This is a genomic window from Vitiosangium sp. GDMCC 1.1324 (assembly GCF_003044305.1).
Lineage (GTDB): Bacteria > Myxococcota > Myxococcia > Myxococcales > Myxococcaceae > Archangium.
Window position 1 is genome coordinate 122,472 of record NZ_PZOX01000004.1, and the last position, 18,129, is coordinate 140,600.

The following is an 18,129-nucleotide window of genomic DNA, read 5'->3' on the forward strand; positions in this document are numbered from 1 at the left end:
CGAGCCTCAGTCTCGGGGCGCGAGCCCGTAGAGGGTGGTGATCTCTCGAGACCGAGCCGCGTGAAGAGGGTCGGACCGGTCCTTCGCCTTCGAGTGGCGCGCGGGGGTTGACCGTTTCCACTTCACGACGAGCCCACTGCGCGCGAGCTCCTGGTCGAGCCAGTCAGCGTCACGCAACCCGAGCAGCACCGCGAGGTCGGAGAGAATCAGCAGCCCCTCGCCCCCGGGGTTGAGGTGTCCGCCCAGTCCCTCGAGAAAGCCGCGGAGGAAGCGGTTGTCCTCGTCGAACACCGCGCGGTCGACCCGGTTCTTCGGCGGCTCGGGAAGCCACGGCGGATTGCTCACGATGAGGTCGGCCTTGCCGGGCGGGAAGAGATCGCCCTCGATGACCTCGAAGCGCTTGGAGAGCCCCAGCCGTTCGGCGTTCTCCCGGGCACACGCCACGGCGCGTGGGTCGCAGTCGGTCGCCGTCACCGAACCCGCTCCGCGCTGGAGGAGCAGGAACGAGAGCACGCCTGTTCCCGTGCCCACGTCGAACACCTTCTTGCCCTTCACGTCGGTGACCGACAGGAGCAGCTCGACGTAGTCGGTGCGCGTGGGCAGGTAGACGCCGTAGTGCGGGTAGAGCTTGCCCTCGAGGCCGGGCACCGCGAGGCCCTTGCGCCGCCACTCCGCGGCGCCGAGCATGCCGAGCAGGGTCTTCAAGGAGACCACGGTCCTATCGGCATCGGGCTCGCCCCACACCCACCGGCAGGCCTCGGCGACGTCGGGAGCCCGCTTCAACTCCAACCGGTAGGAGCGGTCGAGCTCCACCACGATGCGCGAGAGCGTCTCATGCTCGAGCTGACGCGCACGGCGCTCCGCCCGGAAGGCCTCGAGGGGCGAGCGTGACGCGGGGGGCTCGGGGAGGCGGCGGCCCATGGCGCCGAGGAGCTGCTTCGCGTTGTGGAAATCTCCGGTGTAGAGCAGGTGCTCGCCGCGCCGGACGCGTCTCAACGCGGCGTCGGCGGTGATGCGGTCATCGATGGGTGAAAGCCGCGACGGGACAGGCTCGTCGCTCTCGGAACGCCAACTGAATGAATTCACGGGGGGACTCTACCGCCCTTCCTCCGTCCAGCACCGAAACCTCGCGCGCTGCGAGTGTCCAGCGCCGCACCTGCGGGAAGCTCGCCCACTGGATTCCCCGGTATGCGCATTTCATAGCGTCCCTCCCGTCCCCCCAGGGGAGAGCACATGAGACTTGTCGTGAACGCACTGCTGCTCGTTGGAATGCTGTGGGCCCCGGGAATCGCGCGGGCCCAGGCGGTTCACGGCAAGACGATGGAGTTCCGGGGGATGACGTTTTCCACCGACCCGAAGCAGTTCGTCGAGCGGATGCTCTACCTGCACGAAGAGCTCATCGGCGAGGCCCGGATGGCCCAGCGCGGCAGCCAGTCCCCGCAGGTCAAGGAGCTCGCCATCGCCCTGGTGAAGACCCATCAGGAATTCAGTGATCGGCTGAAGCAGTACCTGAAGGACCAGAAGCAGCAGGCCGGCACCTTCAAGCCTCGCACTGACGAGGAGCGCAGCATCGTCGCGGCCGAGAAGGCCATGGAAAGCCAGCTCAAGACACTCTCCGGAGAGGCGTTCGACCAGGCCTTCCTCGCCGCCCAGGTCAATGATCACGACCGGCTCATCACGAGCGTCCTGGCGGGCCAGCAGATGTTCTCCGGACAGCCACTCGGCAAGCTGCTCGGGGAGATGCAGCCCGAGCTCATGAAGCTCCGCGAGCGGGCCTGGCAGCTCCTGGGCCAGCAGGCGGCGACACCTGGCACGGGTGGCGCAGGCAGCGACACGAGCGGCGAGCGGAAGGACGAGAGGAAGAAATAGAAGAGCACCCCGCCCACGAGCCCCCATCAGGAGGACACGGGCGCCGACTCCATCGGGGTCCGGGCAGCGGACTCCAGGGGAGGAAGGGGTGGCCTCGGGTCGATCTCGATGGCGTCGACATAGCACCAGCCCCAGTGCTCCCCCGGCTCGGCGGAGCGCATCAGCGGGTGCCCCGTGGACTCGTAGTGCTTCATCGCGTGCCGGCCGAAGGACGAGTCGCAGCAGCCCACGTGGCCGCACGTCAGGCACATCCGCAGGTTGTGCCAGCGCAGACGCTGGGCCAGACACTCCTCACAGCCCGCGGTCCGGGGCAGCACGTCATAGCGCAGCAGGTGCAGGTGCTCGCACGTGGTGGCCGTGCCACGCCGCAGCCCTCCCATGGTTCCCAGCATGCGCCGGGGCCCGGAGACGGGACCGTGCTCGGGCACGCCCTCGTGGCGCAGCGCGGCCAGCAGCCCGTTCATGGCCTCCTCCGCCACGCCGCCCGCGTGCAGCACCCGCGTCACCGCCTCCAGCGCCGTTTCGAACTCACCGGCGACGATGTCGCTCGCACCCCGCTCGTGCAGGTCCCCGATGTCCCGCAGCCGCGGCACCTTCACCAGGATGGGCACGTCCGGGGACAGCCTCCGCGCGGCCGACACCGCCCGCTGGGACCCCTCCGGGTCGCTGATGAGCAGCACCAGGGCGCGAGCCCGGTGGATGCCCGCCCGCTCCAATATCTCTGTGCTGGTGATGTCCCCGTAATACATGACCTCGCCGCGCCGGCGCGCCTCGGCCACCACGTGGGGATCCAACTCGATGATGACGTGGGGCAGGTTGCTGGCGCGCAGGGCTCGCACCACCATGCGCCCGGCGGTGCCCAGCCCCGCGACGATGAAGTGGCCGACGAGCTCCTCGTGCTCGGGCTCCAGCCGGTGGGGCCCATGCGCGCCGAACAGCACCTCCAGCGGCCGCAGGTGCGCCACACCCGCCGCCAGCCGGGGCGCGAAGCTCAGCGCCACCGGGGTGATGGCCATGGTGAGGACGCTCATGCACACGAAGAGATTCCGCTCCTCGGAGGAGAGCAGCCCCGCCTGAAGCCCCGCGTTGGCCAGCACGAAGGAGAACTCGCCAATCTGTGCCAGCCCCACGCCCGACAGCACCGCCACCCGGGGCGGAAAGCGCATTACCAGCGCTCCCACCGCGGCGAGCACCGACTTGCCCACCAGCACGCCCACCAGCAGGCCCGCCACCAGCAGCGGGTGCGCGAGGACGACACGCACGTCGAAGAGCATGCCGATGGAGATGAAGAAGAGGCTGGCGAACGTCTCGCGCAGCGGCAGCATGTCCGCCAGGGCCTGGTAGCCGTAGTCGCTGTCCGCCAGCGCCACTCCGGCCATGAAGGCCCCGAGCGACAGGGACAGGCCCGCGAGCGCGGCGAGCCACCCGATGCCCGCGCACAACCCCAGCACCGCCAGGAGGAAGAGCTCACGCCGGCGAGTACCCGCCACCGCCTTGAGCAGCGGAGGCACGGCCACCCGTCCGAAGATGAGCGTCGCCACCACCAGCAGCGCCGCCTTGGCCAGCACCCAGGCGATGGACGCCCCCCCCACCTCCTGCCCGGCCAGCAGCGGGATGACGAGCATCATCGGCACCACGCACAAATCCTGGAAGATGAGCGCCCCCACGATGAGCCGGCCGTGGGGAGCATCCGTCTCCTGCCGCTCGGCGAGCGCACGCAACACGATGGCCGTGCTGGAGAGCGCCACCAGGAAGCCCAGGAACACGCCCTTGCGGGCAGGAAAGCCCAGCGCCCGGGACACCGCCACCACCGCGAGCAGGGTGAGCACCACCTGGAGGCCTCCGCCCAGGGTGAGCACCTTCCACAGCCGCCTCAGCCGCTCGAGCGAGAACTCCAGGCCGATGCCGAAGAGCAGCAGGGCCACACCAATCTCGGCCAGGGTCTCCAGGCGCCAGGTGTCGGGCACCCAGCCGAGGCCGCTCGGGCCGATGAGTGCACCCGCGGCGATGAGGCCGGCGATGGTGGGCAGACGCAGCCGGCTGAGCGCCAGGACCACCACCACCGCCACCCCGAAGACGACCACCAATTCCTGGAGGAGCTCGGGAGCCTGTTCCATGGCGCGCCGACCTCCTTCCGTCACATATGGGCGTGCGCGCCTCTTTCTAACTTTGGGTAACGGACAGCCGCGTCGCGCGCTCGTTCGTATCGGGCAGGGGCTCCACTTCGTTGAAGCGCGTGTAGTCCATCACCCGGCGCCCCTCCGAGTCCGTGCGGAGGATGTCCACCAGCCGGGCATTCCAGACGAGGTCCGTGTCCAGGAGGGAGTGGCGCGCGTGGATGCTCTGCCCCATCACGGCATCCATTCCCGTCAGGCTGATGATGAACTCCGCCTGCTGCGCCGCGAGCGACTCGGGCGTGGCGCCGTACAGCGGGCTGTCCGGGGTGATGGAGTGCATCACCGTCCAGGAGAGCGTGAAGACGGGGGTCTGGCTGCGCACCAGGGGCAGGTCGATGATGCGGCGGATGCGCTCGCCCTCCAGGGTGTCCTCGGTGCGCAGGATGGCGACCTTCATCTGCGCCTCGACGATGTGGTTGTTCCGCTCGTTGGCGGCGCGGAACATGAGGGTGGGCACGCCGTTGCGCGGGGTGATGACGGCCACGGAGCTGAAGAGGACGCGAGCGCGGGGGCGGCTGAACTTGGCGAAGACGAGCCCGGTGCCCACGGCCACGTACATGAGGCCCAGCATCGACTCCACGGTGACGAGCAGGTGCGCGGCGAGCCCCGTGGGGAACATGGCCCCGTAGCCGATGGTGGCGAACGTCTGGACGCTGAAGAAGAAGTGGTCGGCGAAGCTGTCGGGCGTGGCGTTCTGCACCCCGCCCACGGTGAGGAAGGCGGCCCCGAAGAGGAGGTTGAGGGTGAGGTAGGTGACGACGAACGCCCCCAGCAGCCGCCACCAGGAGCCGGAGACGAAGAAGTAGTAGACGTCACGAAGCCCCGCGCGCCGGCCGCCCAGGATGACCAGGCCCGCGGACAGCGGGGCCAGGGCTCGGGGACGGAAGGGGACGGGGGGAACCTTCGCGAGTTTCGCCATGGGAGGGTCTCAGCGCTCGAAGTCTACGCCGATCCCCAGGCCCCCCGTGTAGCCCTGCAGCAGACGGCCGTCGGCCTGCGGGAAGAGCTCCATGCCGCCCGTGACGATGCCGTAGAGCGCGGGCACGAAGCGGTGGCGCACCTCGAGGGCCCCGGTATAGCGCGGCTTCCCCGTGAGGTCCGTGAGGATGACGCGCAGCTCGCCCACCGTCTTGCCTCCGGGCAGGTGCGCCTGGAGCACGGCGTCCGCGTCCACCCGGCCGGTGGAGACGAAGTACTCGCCGGACGCGCTGGCCGTCAGCTCCAGGTCCTCCGGGCCGCCCCGGCTCACCATCGCCGCCACCTCGCCGTAGCCGGAGAACGTCCCCGGCAGCACCTCCTCGGCGAGCGGCTGCTCATGCAGACCGATACCGGAGAAGCGCGCGAACTCGTAGCCCGCACCGAAGAAGCCGAAGCGGAAGCGGCCGCCCTGGCGCCGGGCCTCCAGCCGACCGGTGATATCCAGCATCTCCTTCGGCCTGCCGCGCACCACCACGCCGAAGGCCGCGCCGTAGTCCGGCACCGACTCGATGAGCGTGTCCGCCCGGGCGCCCGCGGCGGCCTGCAGCCACAGCTGCACCTTCTCGTTCTTCAGCACGCCCGCCTGCAGGCCCAGGCTCGCCGCGGAGAGCGAGGGCGTCGTGCCACCGCCCTTGCCGAAGTCATGCGCCACGTCCACCGAGAGCAGGAAGCGGTCGAAGGCTGTGTCCTTGTCACTGAGCACCCGGCCGAGGTCCAACCGGAACTCGCCCGCGAAGAGGCGCGTGGCCAGCACGTCGCTGGCGAAGACCTCCACCCGGGTGGGTCCGAGGTACGCAGTGAAGTTGGCGCCCGCGGGGTGGTAGTCCGGCGAAATGCGGTTGTTGTAGCGGTTCACCAACCAGCCCGCGCCGAGCGTGTAGGTGGAGAAGTCGCCCGCGCGCAACTGGTAGTGGCCATCGTCCCGGCCGATGCGCAGCCAGCGCAGAATCTGTCCGAAGTCGCTGCGCTCGTCCCAGTCCTCGCGCCGCAGCCGGCCGCCGTAGTCCTGCTCCGTCTGGAGCGGATCCTGATCGAACAGGCGCAGCCGCAGTGGAGCGCCCAGCTCGAACTGGAACTCATCGCCCCCCCTCACGGCCAGACGGGGAGCCACGACCCCGAAGACGTCCATCCCGTTGGCTCCGCTCCCCGAGGGCAGGGCTTGTCCGCCCACCTCGAGGGCCGCCTGGAAGTGGACGCCTTCTTCCGCGGGCGCTTCCGGGTTTTCGACATAGGCCTTGGGGGCCTGCTGGAGCACGGAGGCAAGAACGAGGGCACCAATCATGGCGCGCCACTCTACCGCGCTTCCCGCCGCCCGCCCGGTGACAGCACTTCAAACACACGCGTGACTTGCTTCCTCGGAAAGCAAGCAGTCAGGCATTCCGCGGACTTCGAGAACTCGGCCCGCGTCCAGCGAGGTGTCCGGGAGCGAGGCCCCACCCATGGCCCCCATCCCCTCCCCACTCCCCACTCACTCCCGGCACTCCCCTGGACGCGGGCCGCTGCCCCGACACCTGCTCAGCCGACGAAGACGATGTGCTTGCCCGTCACCTCGGCCATGGACCGCGACGACACCAGCTTCGCGGCCGCCGTCGCCTCACCGGCCACGTCGAAGGCCGCGGCGATCAAATCCCCCAGAGTCACCTGCACCTTGCGCACCGGCCTGCTCGCCTTCGCCACCGCCCGCCCCGCCGTGCCCTTCACCCGACGCGCCACCCGCTTCATCACCTGTCCACGCCGCTGGGTCTTCGCCATGGTTCGCCCTTCCCTCTGGTCTGGGTTGTCCGTCTCGTTGCCGACGCCCCACGCCGCCGCCCTCACGGCAGACCCTCAGAGCAACCCGCGTGCCCGCACACAACTCCCTGAAACCACAGGAGTCCCACACGGAGGGAGGCCCAGGAGACCCGTGCCACGGACTGACATTTCTTCCGACGAGGGGGAGCACCCACCGGAACGAATGACCGGAGCCGACACACACGGAGACGCGCGCACCCGGTGCGAGCGATGTCGGCCCCCTCCACCGTCGTCCGGCGCACCCTTTCGCGCACAGCACAGCACCACTATCGGAAAGGCGACGTGCCACCGGAGCCGGAGTGGCCGCAGAGGAGGCCCTGTGCGAGCGCTTCCGGCCGAAGGACTCGGTGTGGGTGCGCGTCGAGCACGGTCCGCAGGGCTGCCGCCAGAAAGGGGGGCGGCGCCTGCACCTACCAGATTGTCTGGTGAGCCGAGGGGCTACTTCGCGGGCGGCGAGGAGAGGACGAGGATGAGCTCGCCACCCACGTGCTTGCCGGCGCGCTGGTAGACGGCGCCCTCGCGGCCCAACTCCACGTCCATGGCGGACAGCTGGGGCACGTCCACGCGCAGGGTGGCGGTGTCGCCCTGCATGCGCAGCAGCTTCAGCGAGGCGTTCACGCCATTGGGCAGCTTCACCTCGGTGGGCTCCTTGCTGCCCACCTCCAGCGTCTGCTGGGACAGGCGCTTGAAGGAGGTGAAGTTGAAGTTCTGCTTCTGGAAGGTCTCCTTCATCTTCTGGAGCTGAGGCGGATCCACCTCGGTGCCCTTCTGGGAGACGAGCACCACCTCCACCTGGACCTTGAGCTTCTGCTCCTGGGCGCGAGCCGCCATGGGCAGGAGGAACAGCCCCAGCATGGCCAGGGTCAGCAGTGCCGTCGGCGTTCGCGTCGTCATCCTCACAGCTCTCCTCCCTTGGGCGGGTGGGCCTTGGCGGAGTCCTTGTTCAGGGGCTCTCCATCCAGCTCATCCGCCTCGTCCTCGTGCGTGGCCTGGGGCTTCTTCTTCACCGCGGACGCATCGTGCTGCGGCTGCGCGTCCTGGTCCATCACCCAGATGATGGTATTGCCATCATCGGACTCGAGCACCACCGGATCCACCTTGGCGCCCTCGGAGGCGCGCACCGCGCGCACCCGCATCCGGTCCGCCCCGTAGCCGAGCGGCACATCACTCTGGCTGGCCAGCAGCGGGATGATCACCAGCGCGAGCACGGCCGCCGTGGCCAGCGAGGAGACCATGGCGGTGCGGTGGTAGAGGAACATCTCCGACAGCGAGATGCGCAGCCGCTCCAACAAGGGGGGCCGCTCGGGCGTCACCCGCGCCATGACGCGCTGGGTAAAGTCCTTGAAGTCCACCTCGTCCACCGCCATCTCCAGGCCCACGCGCAGGAGCGCGGACTCGGCGCGCAGGTCCGCGGCGCGGCTGGCGCAGTCGCGGCAGGCCGACAGGTGACGCTCGACGTTGACGCGCTCGGCGGGGGTCAGCTCCCCGTCGATGTAGGGGGACAGCATCGGGACAAAGCGCTCGCACGCGGGATTTCCGGCCATGTTCCTCACCCGGTGTTAATGGGGGACTCGGGGGTTGGACGGCAGCAGGGAACCGATATTCCAGTCCCTTTTACTCACTGCCCACCCCGCTCTTGGCCTCGTCCAACTCCAGGTATTCACTGAGGATTTTCTGAACCTTGGCCCGTGCGTGGAAGAGCCGGCTCATCACCGTGCCCTTGGGAATGTCCAGCGTGCGAGACAGATCCTCGTAGCTCATTCCCTCGATTTCGCGCAGCAGGAGAATGGCGCGGTGCTTCTCGGGAACAGCGGCGAGGGCCTCCTGGATCTTCTCCGCCAGCTCACGGCGCAGGGCGCTCTTCTGGGGGTTGGTGCCCAGACGGCTGCCCAGGGCGCCGATGCGGGCCTCGGACAGGTCGTTGGCGATGGACTCGTCGAACTCCTCGGTCTCACCGCCGGAGGCACCTTTCCGACGCATCACGTCGATACAGATGTTGACGGTGATGCGGTAGAGCCAGGTGTAGAAGGACGAGTCGCCCTTGAAGTGGTCGAGGTACTTGTAGACCTTGACGAACGCCTCCTGGGAGACGTCCATCGCCTCTTCCTTGTCCTTGAGCATGCCCAACGCGACGGCGTAGACCTTGCGTTGGTAGCGCTCGACGAGGAGCTTGAAGGCGCGCTGGTCTCCACTGCGGACGCGCTTGACGAGAGTGAGATCGTCGGTAGCCAAGGGTGCGCCACCCTACCATGAGCGCCTCTGGCCCCAAGCATTCTCGGTAAATGGGACGTTCAGCGGCGGGCGGCCACACAGGCTGGCGAGCACGGCCCAACACCCCATAACGAGCGGTAGGAGCCGGCCGGCCGGAAAGTGCTCGTCTGGCAGGTGAGGGAACGGTCCTGCTCGGGTTCTCACAGGTTGGCGAGCAGGGTCACCGTCAGAGCCGCACCCGCCAGGGCGATGATGGCCCCAAAGGCCACCTGGCTCCACTTCTCCTGGAGCACCGCGCTGTCCTCCGGCGAGTCGCGCAGGCCGTGCAGGGCATTCCAGAACATGTTGGCACCCAGACGCTTGTGGGTACCCCGGCGCTCACGGCCCTGAACGTCATCCGGATTCGGAGCCGCGTCCTGGCAAGACAGGGGCTTCACACCTGGAGGCACCATCCCCGGCACCAGCGGGCCCGGAGGGAGCGCGCCTGTCTGCAGGCTCTCGGACGGCTCCGGCTCCTTCGGGTCGAACGCCGCCGGGACGCTGTCCCCGTTCTGCCGGGGCGCCCGCTCGGGGGTTGCGTCGAACTGGCTGTCCTTCTGCTCCCGGGCGGTGGGGGAATTGCTCGCCAGAGACTCCGGAGGCGTGGCTCGCCGCTCCTGGAATGGCGCATGTTGCTCCGGAAGCGGGGCCGTCTTCGCCGAGGGAGGCTTGTCGAAACGGGTGCCCTCCCGGGTGGAACGAGGGCTCTCGCGCTCCTGGGGACCCTCGAAGACGCCGACGGCCTTGAGCTCGCGAGTCCTGGTGGAGCGCGGAGCCCCACCCATCTCCAGGCCATCCTGGGCGAAATTGAAGATGCCGGTCTTCGGCGCCTCGGGCTTCGTCTCGCGCGGATTCCCCTGTCGAGGCAGCTCCGGCTGCGAGGGCGCGCGACCGATACGCGTCTTCTCCTCGGGCAGGTCCCCCTGACGAGGGAACTCCCCATGCGAGGGCACGCGGCCGATGCGCGTCTTCTCCTCGCGAGCCCCGCCGGAACCATGGCCCGGCGTGTCGGAACGGCCCGGATGACCGCCCTCGGACGGCCGGGTGGGGAGCGGGCCCACGGGGCTCCCAGGCCCCCCTTTGATGTGTCCAGCGTGGTTCATCACCCGGATTATCGTCCGGGCGCCCGCCAGGTTGCCCAAGGGCCCTGGGTTACTCCTCTTCCCGCTCCGCCTTCACGGGAGAAGTCATCCCGTTGGCATCCAGGGTCACGCTGAAGACGGAGACCTGCCCATCGCCATCCAGGTCCCCTCGCGCGTAGCAGGTGACCTCGGCCTCGCCCAGGGGCGTCTCCTGCACCACCACCTGGTACTGGTAATGGATGCGCTCGCCGGGCTCGAAGCCGATCTTCTTCAAGCCCTCGTCCGGCTCGAAGGGCACCGGCTTTCCACCCCGCGGCACCTCCTTCGGCACCGGGCCCGCGGCGACGAACACGCCGTGCTCGTCACGGTAGGACTGCACGTCGCTACAGAGCGTGAGCACGTTGACGCGCGCCTCGTTGCTCAGGGACTTGTCCGGGGCGGGAAACCGGCGGCTGAGGAAATAGAAGGCGCCCCCCGCCACCGCCATGAGGCAGGGGATCGCGAGCACTGCCACCACCAGCGCCCCCTTCTTCCAGGGGGACATGCGCGGCTTCTCGGGAACGGGATTCTCCACGATGGACCCACCTCCTCGTTACCGGGTGCCAGCCCAGTCGCGCGGGTTGCGGAGCACCTCCACCAGCTTCGCTTCCTCGGAGCCGGGCGCCGGGTGGTAGTCGTAGCGCCAGCGCACCTGCGGCGGCAGGGACATGAGGATGGACTCGGTGCGTCCCTTCGTCTCCAGCCCGAAGGTGGTGCCCCGGTCCCAGACGAGGTTGAACTCCACGTAGCGCCCGCGCCGCACCTCCTGCCAGAAGCGCTGCGCCTCCGTGTAGGGCGTGTCCTTGCGCCGCTCGGCGATGGGCAGGTACGCGGGGAGGAAGGCCCGGCCCACGTCCCTCACGAAGGCGAGCTCCTGCTCCAGGTCACCGCCCATGTTCTCGAAAAAGATGCCGCCCACGCCGCGCGCCTCCTCGCGGTGGCGCAGGTAGAAGTACTTGTCGCAGGCCTCCTTGAAACGCGGGTAGTACGCCGGGTCGTGCCTGTCGCATGCCTCCTTGAAGACCCGGTGGAAGTGCACCGCGTCCTCTCCATAGAGGTAGTACGGCGTCAGGTCCGCGCCGCCACCGAACCAGGCCTTCCCGCCCTGATGGATGAAGCGGAAGTTGGCGTGCACCGTGGGCACGTGCGGGTTGCGCGGGTGGAGCACCAGCGAGATGCCTCCGGCCCAGAAGGTGCGGCCCTCACCCTGCAACTTCTTCGCGAAAGCCTCCTCCAGCTCGCCGAACACCACCGAGGTGCTCACGCCTGCCTTCTCCAACACGGCCCCGTCCTCCAGCACGCGGCTGCGCCCACCGCCACCTCCCGGACGCTGCCAGAGGTCCTCGCGGAACCGGGCCTTCCCATCGAGCCGCTCCAACGCGCCGCAGATGTCGTCCTGCAGCGCGTGGATGAACTCCCCCATCCGCTCCTTCACCTTCTCCACATCCACCGTCATCGGCTCTCCTGGGTTGCCACGGGCGCCTCGAATTGCAGGGCAGGCGCCGTGGGCGCCGTATTACCCGCTGCGTCGAAGACCTCCAACTTCGCGCGGTAGCTCTTTCCATCCTCCAGGGCGAAGGCACCACTGCAGGCATCGTGACCCACCAGCGCCACACCGTCGTGCAGCGGGGTGAAGTAGTGCTGAGGTGCCATGTCCTCTCCGCGGCGCCAGAGCGTCACCACCATATAGGCGGGACTGTCCTCGCTGAGGGCCATGCGCAGCTTGACGAAGCGCTCGGTGCCGTCGCGGGTGCGGCGGAAGAGGCCCTCGCTGACGGCGGGCTGCTTGAGCCAGCGCGGGCGCGCCACGTCTTGACCCCGGCCGCTGTGCCACTCGGGCAGCGAGGAGCCCGCGCCGTTGAGCACCTTCGCGCCCGGCAGCACGTCGTCCAGGCGCAACGTGTAGACGAGCCCCGGCTTGAGCGGACCCGAGGGCCGCAGGATGACCGTGGAACGACCGAGGGTGCTCGACCAGCCGCGTTGGATGCGCACCTCCACCTCGTGGCCATCCGACTGGAGCCGCAGGACGCGGCCCGGGAGCTCGGCCACCTTCGAGCTGAAGGCGCCAAGGCCCTCGAGCAGGAAGCGGGTGTTGACGGGCACCACCGCGCCGGGCACGGGGAACACCTGCACCCCATCCACGGGGCAGGCGGCGTGTGCGGCCGGGGCGAACAGGACAATCAGGGCGAGTAGATGGACGACGGTTCGCACGAGGCCTCCGAGTCTGCGCTGACCCGGCGCCGGAGGCCAGCATCCGGATGGGGTTCTTCCTCCCCGGAACACCCGGGCCATGACGCGACCTGTACCCCCAGGCCAGGGAGGCCTCGGGACGGGTGGCCAGCGAGGATGTGACCGAGTCTTGGCTTGGCCGCACGGTGGGCAGCCTCCACCCTGCGCGCCCCCCCTGCTGTTTCCCAACAGGAGGCCCCATGTCCCGTCTGCGCCTGTCGCTGCTGTTGCTGGCCTCGCTCGCCGCCGCATGCGGCGGCACCCCCGAGAACCTCGCTCACGAGTCCGAGCTCGCCACGCGCGAGGATGCCGTCACCATCCCCGCCCAGGGGACCGCCTCCACGCTCGACTTCGGCAACTGGAACATCGAGTGGTTCGGCTCCACCTTCAGCGGCCCCACCAACGAGTCGCTGCAGCTCTCCAACGTGCGCGACGTCATCAGCGGCGCCGACCTGGACATCTGGGGCCTGGAGGAGGTGGTAAGCACCACCAGCTTCGACTCCCTCAAGTCACAGCTCCCCGGCTACGCGGGCTTCCTCGCCAACGACGCCACCGTGACGAGCGGCGCGTCGTACTACAGCTCCAGCGAGCAGAAGGTGGGCATCCTCTACAAGACGAGCGTCGCCTCGGTGCTGAGCGCCCGCATCATCCTCACCGCCAATGACTATGACTTCGCCGGGCGGCCGCCGCTCGAGGTGAAGCTGCGGGTGACGCTCAACGGCCACACCGAGGACATCGTGGTCATCGTCCTGCACGCCAAGGCCTTCAAGGACACCACGAGCTGGCAGCGCCGCGCCAACGCCTCGGCGGCCCTCAAGTCCTACCTGGACAGCACGTACCCCACGGCCAAGGTGATGGTGTTCGGCGACTGGAACGACGACCTCGACACCTCCATCACCTCCGGCAAGGCGTCCCCCTACCAGAACCTCGTGAGCGACTCGGCCGACTACACCTTCCCCACCAAGGCTCTATCCGACGCGCACATCGCCACCACCACCAGCTACCCGGACGCCATCGACCACCAGCTCGTCACCAACGAGCTGGAGGCGTCCTACGTCTCGGGCTCGGTGCAGGCGTACCGGGTGGACTCGTACATCTCCAACTACAGCACCACCACGACCGACCACTTCCCCGTCCTCTCCCGCTTCACATGGTGAGCGGACGCGGCTGTTGAAAGAGGCCTCCCGCCCGTCCCCCAGGCGGGAGCGCCTTCAGTGCATGGGACGGCCATCGTCGGAGAGGACGATGGTGCCGAAGCGCGCCTCGTACTTGGAGATGCCGTCCTGGAGGACGGCCACCAGGCGCTTGAGGTGCTTGGGGTTGAGGATGATGCGCGAGCGCACCTTGGCGCGAGGCTGGTGCGGCTGGACGTAGATGAAGTCCAGGGTGAACTCGGTCTCCGAGTGATTGACCATCGCCATGTTCACGTACTGACCGTTGGCGACGTCATCATCCATCTGAATTTGTAGGGAGACATCCGGGGGCTTGGAATTATCCGACATGGGAGGGGGCATACCGCCAGACGCGCGCCGTGACTAGACTGAGAGACGGTGCGAGCGCAGCGGATGAATCCGGAGAAGACGGCGCCGTTCGAGCTGGGGCGGGGCGAGGACGCCTGCCTGCTGCTCCACGGCTTCACCGGGAGCCCCTGGGACGTGCGGCCGCTGGGCGAGGCCCTGGCCGAGCAGGGGCTGTACGTGCGAGCCATCCAGCTCCCGGGCCATGGCACCACCCCCGAGGCCCTGCTGAGCGTGAACCATCGGGACTGGACCGAGGCCGCGGCCCAGGGCCTGCTGTCGCTGCGTGACTACCGGCGCATCTTCGTGGCGGGACTGTCCATGGGGGCCCTGCTGGCGCTGCGGCTCGCGGTGGACATCCCCGAGCGGGTGCACGGGCTGGCGCTCGTCGCCCCGGCACTGCGCTTCAAGGGGCCCCACATGTGGCTGCTCAAGCGTCTGCGGCGCTCCGGACTCCTCGAGCGGCTGAAGCCCTGGGTGCAGAAGACGGGCACGGACCTGTCCGACCCGGCGGTGCTCGCCGAGGCCCCCATCCTTCCGGCCTTCCCCTCGGCGCGGCTGCAGGACATGTGGGAGTTGCAGGACGCGGCGATGAGCGCCCTGCCCCACGTGCGCTGCCCCGCGCTGGTGGCAGTGGCCGAGCAGGACCACGTGGTGGACCCCGAGGGCGGCCAGGTGCTGGCTCGAGGCCTCACCGCCTCGCCCCAGGTGCGCTTCATCTCGCTGACGTCCGGCTTCCACATCATCCCGCGCGACAAGAGCGGGCCACTGCTCGCAACGGAGGTGGGCCGCTTCTTCACCCATCTTCGCGAGGCGGACTCCCAGCCGGGGCTCGGGCCAAAGCGTCCAGCGACGGGGAAGCCGTGACGGTGGACTTCGCCTCGGAGAGCAGCCACGTCCTGAAGGCAGCCACATCGCTTCTTCCCGCCAGTGGCCGTGGATGGACGAGCCAATAGCTGAAGTCGTTGGGAAGGACCTTCGCGAATGGCTGCACCAGGCGCCCGGCCTTCAAGTCATCGGAGGCGAGCATCAGACGTCCAAGGGCCACCCCATGGCCTTGCACGGCGGCCTGTAGCGCGAGCCCGGCATCGTTGAACACGGGTCCAACCTCGGCATCCACCCCATCGACTCCGGCGAAATCCAGCCAGCGCCGCCACCCATCCTTCGGCGTGTCATGGAGGAGCCGGACCTTCCGCAGCTCCGAGGGCGAACGAAGCTTCTTCGCGAGCGATGGGCTGCACACGGGGCTGAGCGCCTCCTGGGAGATCTGCTCCGCCTTGAGCCCGGTCCATCGACCGAGTCCCGAACGGATGCCCACGTCGAAGCGCTCGTCGAGGAAGTCCCAGAGCTCGGCCGAACTGGTCAGGTGGAGCTCGATGTCCGGATGAAGTTGGCGGAAGCGCTCCAGGCGAGGCAACAGCCAGCACGAGGCGAACGAGGGCAACACGGTGAGCCGCAGGGGCCCCTGCTCGCGCTCGTACAAGCGCGCGGTCGCCTCGGACATGCGATCGAACGCGGGTGTCAGCTCCCGGAGATACGCCGCCCCCTTCGCGGTGAGTGCCAACGCGTGACCGCGGCGTTCGAACAGCGTGACGCCGAGCCAGTCCTCGAGCTGCCGCACCTGATGGCTGATCGCCGCCTGCGTCACGCACAGCTCGGCGGCGGCGCGGGTGAAGCTCAGATGCCGCGCCCCTGCCTCGAAGGCACGGAGGGCGCCGAGCGGTGGAATGCGGCGCATGCTCGATGAACTCCCTTTATCGAGCGTCCGAGGATAGTTCGCTTTCTCCCCGCCTCGAAACGGTGTCTTTGGTGCGCAGCGAAAAGCGCGACGGACGCGCGGGTGCGCGAGGGAAACCTGTCATGATCTCCTCTGAAGTCTGGTGGTTGTTCGTGGGCTACACCGTCCCGATGGTCTTCAGTCCCGGGCCGGGCAACACGGTGCTCGCCACCGCGGGCGGGCGCTTCGGCATTCGGGGCTCACTCCCCTTCTGGATGGGCTTCGAGGTGGCCAACCTCGCGCTCTGCGCCATCTATGGGCTCGGGCTCGGACGGGTGCTGCATCAACTTCCCCAGCTCCACCAGGCGATGCGCTGGGGAGGCGTCGTGTACCTGCTCTACCTCGCGTGGAGCTTCTTCCGCTCATCCGCCACTCCAGGTGGAGCGCGTGAGGAACCGGCGAGACTCGGGTTCGGAGAAGGCTTTCTCGCGGTCGCGCTCAACCCCAAAATCCACTCGATGATCGTGGTGATGTTCTCGCAATTCCTCGATCCGGACACCGCGATGCTCATGCAGACGGCGCAGCTCACGGCGGCCTTTCTCGTCGTCTGTGTGGCGTGCCACTTCCCGTGGATCTATGGAGGGAAGCTCCTCCTGGGACGCTTCCGGAGCGAGCGCGCAATGCGCATCCAGGGATGGACGTTCGGCACCTGCATGCTCGCCGTCGCGGGATACGTGGCGTTCACTTGATGTGTCGGTGCGCCTGTCTCCGCAAGGGGAGAGGTATGCGTACTGTGCTCTCCGGCACGCTGGCGGACAGGCCGCACAGTCGACCGAGAAGCGCCGTGCCCCACCTACTTCTTTCGAGCGAGCCGCCGCCGTGCACGCGCGAACACCTCGGACTGCGGCGTCGTCCGCCCGGCCTGAACGTCCGCTTCTCCCTGCGAGATGAGTTGGAGGAGCGGCGACGCATCACGGAGGGCCTCGTGGGTCACCGGCTTGATGTCCTCGGTCAGCTTCATATGCCGCGCCTCACAGTACCAGAAACAGTACCCACTCCAGCCCCAAGCCGCACGGCGTCGGACTCCCAGCCGGGGCTCGCGGTGCAGCGTCCAGCGGTAGGGAGACCGTGAAGGTGGAGCCCAGCCCTTGCCTCAGGCGCCACACTCGCCTCCTCCATTCCGCAGCCCAGGGCATCGTAGAGCCGCTGGCGGGCCCGGTGTATCCGCTGGAGCATGGCGCGCATGCGCTGCGAGACCTGGAGCCAGCGGCGCGCCGCCGGCAAGGTGGTCCTGAGCATGTAGCTTGTCTGAGCTTCATTGCACGCGATACCGTCCAGAGACATGCCTCGTGCACGCACTCAGTTCGCCATCATGACCGCTTGGTTCCCACGAGCCTTGGGTGAATTTCGTACACGAGCGGCGCTCACCTCCCTGGTGCCTTTGAGCATGGCGTTGTGGGTGGCCAGTGGCTGCACGGATCGGGCTGCGGAGGAACCCAGAAACCGGGATGCTGCGGTGGCGCAGCAGTCGGGTCGCGCAGTTCCTGGGACGCAGGGGGGCCTGACATCCGCAAAGAGAGAAGACGCTGGCAGCGGGCTCATCAGGGAGCGACCGTTACCTCCCGCCGCAAGAGACGTGGCACGTCTCGCGGGCGAGGTAGATCTCCAGAATCAATATCCAGCGGCCGTCATGGTGACGTCTCATTTCCCTCTGGCGTCAGGGGGAGAGGTGGGGTGCAGCGGTGCCTTGCTGGCGCCTCGGCTCGTGCTCACGGCGGGCCACTGTGTATGCAAGCCACGGAAGGGTACGGCCCCCATGGATGAGGGGAGCACCGTGATTGACGGTTCAGGGTGCGCGGCCAGCGCGACCGTGACAACGGTCACCTATGAGCCGTCCACACAGGGAGAAGACTTGGCGTATGTGAACAAGGAATACAAGGGCGTGATCCGCCTTCATCCCGAGTTCAAGGTGCTGCTGGATGCTCAGGAACGAGTCGTGTCGAGCCATGCGGACCTGGCCACCATCGTCTTGGAGAGGCCCGTGGAGGCTGCGCGGCTCCCCCTCTTGCCAGGAACGGCTGAAGTCGAGCGCAGTGAGTCCATCGTCATCGTAGGCTATGGCGATGATGGCACTGGCAGCGGAATCCGCGGGCAGCGCCGAATCAACCGGAGCAAGGTTGTGGACAGCGCGAAGCCACAGGAGGGCAAGATTCCCTTGGAGCAGCCGAAGCGTCAGACGGAGACGGATGACAGCGGCGGGCCTTGTCTCCGAGAGGACGGACAGGGCGCTACGTTGGTTGGGATCTCGAGCAGACGTCTGGGCAAAGAGCCTGCTTGCACAAGCACGTACACCTACCGGACCTGGCTGCGGGAGGAGCTCCAGCGCACGAGCCAGGCGGAGCCCGTGATTTCGCCGTAGAGCGACTGTCTCCATCCGGGTGTCGAGGAGAACAAACGATGAGTCGTGCCTGGGCGCTGCT

Annotated in this window: 20 protein-coding genes; 5 read left to right on the plus strand and 15 right to left on the minus strand. The window is 68.2% G+C overall.

The annotated features are described in order from the left end of the window. Positions 1–6: 6 nt before the first annotated feature. On the minus strand, positions 7–1,086 hold the full coding sequence (locus DAT35_RS13170) for a methyltransferase (protein WP_108067346.1): 1,080 nt from the start codon (positions 1,084–1,086) through the stop codon (positions 7–9). A 147-nt stretch (positions 1,087–1,233) separates the two neighbouring features. On the opposite strand from DAT35_RS13170, the gene DAT35_RS13175 reads away from it, so the two are divergent. Then, positions 1,234–1,869, plus strand: a complete 636-nt coding sequence (locus DAT35_RS13175) for a DUF4142 domain-containing protein (RefSeq protein WP_108067347.1) — start codon at positions 1,234–1,236, stop codon at positions 1,867–1,869. 26 nt (positions 1,870–1,895) lie between these two features. Here the strand turns inward: DAT35_RS13175 and DAT35_RS13180 are convergent, their stop codons facing one another. From DAT35_RS13180 to DAT35_RS13230, 11 genes are all read right to left on the minus strand, one after another. Beyond that, entirely contained in the window at positions 1,896–3,986 is a 2,091-nt protein-coding gene (locus DAT35_RS13180; protein ID WP_108067348.1) for a cation:proton antiporter, read from the minus strand. A 46-nt stretch (positions 3,987–4,032) separates the two neighbouring features. Next, complete coding sequence (locus tag DAT35_RS13185; RefSeq protein WP_108067349.1) at positions 4,033–4,965, minus strand: ion channel; 933 nt, start codon at positions 4,963–4,965, stop codon at positions 4,033–4,035. Positions 4,966–4,974: 9 nt separating this feature from the next. Continuing rightward, complete coding sequence (locus DAT35_RS13190; protein ID WP_108067350.1) at positions 4,975–6,306, minus strand: hypothetical protein; 1,332 nt, start codon at positions 6,304–6,306, stop codon at positions 4,975–4,977. Positions 6,307–6,539: 233 nt separating this feature from the next. Next, positions 6,540–6,776, minus strand: coding sequence for a chaperonin (locus DAT35_RS13195; protein ID WP_108067351.1), 237 nt, complete (start codon positions 6,774–6,776; stop codon positions 6,540–6,542). 477 nt (positions 6,777–7,253) lie between these two features. Continuing rightward, positions 7,254–7,709: a hypothetical protein gene (locus DAT35_RS13200; protein ID WP_108067352.1), complete on the minus strand. Its 456-nt coding sequence runs from the start codon at positions 7,707–7,709 to the stop codon at positions 7,254–7,256. Between the two features lie 2 nt (positions 7,710–7,711). Beyond that, the gene (locus DAT35_RS13205) at positions 7,712–8,359 is read right to left on the minus strand and encodes an anti-sigma factor (RefSeq protein WP_108067353.1); all 648 of its coding nucleotides are present in this window, start codon (positions 8,357–8,359) and stop codon (positions 7,712–7,714) included. A gap of 70 nt (positions 8,360–8,429) precedes the next feature. Continuing rightward, entirely contained in the window at positions 8,430–9,047 is a 618-nt protein-coding gene (locus DAT35_RS13210; protein ID WP_108067354.1) for an RNA polymerase sigma factor, read from the minus strand. Between the two features lie 179 nt (positions 9,048–9,226). Beyond that, positions 9,227–10,126: a hypothetical protein gene (locus DAT35_RS13215; RefSeq protein WP_108067355.1), complete on the minus strand. Its 900-nt coding sequence runs from the start codon at positions 10,124–10,126 to the stop codon at positions 9,227–9,229. Between the two features lie 91 nt (positions 10,127–10,217). Next, a complete protein-coding gene (locus DAT35_RS13220; RefSeq protein ID WP_233261454.1) occupies positions 10,218–10,721 on the minus strand; it encodes a hypothetical protein in 504 nt (167 codons plus the stop codon). A gap of 18 nt (positions 10,722–10,739) precedes the next feature. Continuing rightward, positions 10,740–11,642, minus strand: a complete 903-nt coding sequence (gene hemF, locus DAT35_RS13225) for an oxygen-dependent coproporphyrinogen oxidase (RefSeq protein WP_108067356.1) — start codon at positions 11,640–11,642, stop codon at positions 10,740–10,742. Further along, positions 11,639–12,397 carry a hypothetical protein gene (locus tag DAT35_RS13230; RefSeq protein ID WP_108067357.1) on the minus strand — a complete coding sequence of 253 codons (759 nt, stop codon included), beginning with the start codon at positions 12,395–12,397 and terminating at the stop codon, positions 11,639–11,641. The genes hemF and DAT35_RS13230 overlap by 4 nt, the downstream gene beginning before the upstream one ends. A 218-nt stretch (positions 12,398–12,615) precedes the next feature. Here DAT35_RS13230 and DAT35_RS13235 point away from each other — a divergent pair, with 218 nt between their 5' ends. Then, entirely contained in the window at positions 12,616–13,572 is a 957-nt protein-coding gene (locus tag DAT35_RS13235; protein ID WP_108067358.1) for an endonuclease/exonuclease/phosphatase family protein, read from the plus strand. A 54-nt stretch (positions 13,573–13,626) separates the two neighbouring features. Here DAT35_RS13235 and DAT35_RS13240 read toward each other — a convergent pair whose 3' ends face one another. Beyond that, entirely contained in the window at positions 13,627–13,917 is a 291-nt protein-coding gene (locus DAT35_RS13240) for a DUF3467 domain-containing protein (RefSeq protein ID WP_108067359.1), read from the minus strand. Between the two features lie 63 nt (positions 13,918–13,980). Here DAT35_RS13240 and DAT35_RS13245 point away from each other — a divergent pair, with 63 nt between their 5' ends. After that, the gene (locus DAT35_RS13245) at positions 13,981–14,799 is read left to right on the plus strand and encodes a carboxylesterase (RefSeq protein WP_108067360.1); all 819 of its coding nucleotides are present in this window, start codon (positions 13,981–13,983) and stop codon (positions 14,797–14,799) included. Here the strand turns inward: DAT35_RS13245 and gcvA are convergent. After that, complete coding sequence (gene gcvA / locus DAT35_RS13250) at positions 14,729–15,670, minus strand: transcriptional regulator GcvA (protein ID WP_108067361.1); 942 nt, start codon at positions 15,668–15,670, stop codon at positions 14,729–14,731. The two genes, DAT35_RS13245 and gcvA, sit on opposite strands and share 71 nt — an antisense overlap. A gap of 122 nt (positions 15,671–15,792) precedes the next feature. On the opposite strand from gcvA, the gene DAT35_RS13255 reads away from it, so the two are divergent. Next, positions 15,793–16,398 carry a LysE family translocator gene (locus tag DAT35_RS13255; protein ID WP_108067362.1) on the plus strand — a complete coding sequence of 202 codons (606 nt, stop codon included), beginning with the start codon at positions 15,793–15,795 and terminating at the stop codon, positions 16,396–16,398. Between the two features lie 104 nt (positions 16,399–16,502). Here DAT35_RS13255 and DAT35_RS59880 read toward each other — a convergent pair whose 3' ends face one another. Next, positions 16,503–16,670, minus strand: a complete 168-nt coding sequence (locus DAT35_RS59880; protein ID WP_199242879.1) for a hypothetical protein — start codon at positions 16,668–16,670, stop codon at positions 16,503–16,505. Positions 16,671–17,339: 669 nt separating this feature from the next. Here DAT35_RS59880 and DAT35_RS13265 point away from each other — a divergent pair. After that, a complete protein-coding gene (locus DAT35_RS13265) occupies positions 17,340–18,068 on the plus strand; it encodes a trypsin-like serine protease (protein ID WP_233261499.1) in 729 nt (242 codons plus the stop codon). Positions 18,069–18,129: the final 61 nt, after the last annotated feature.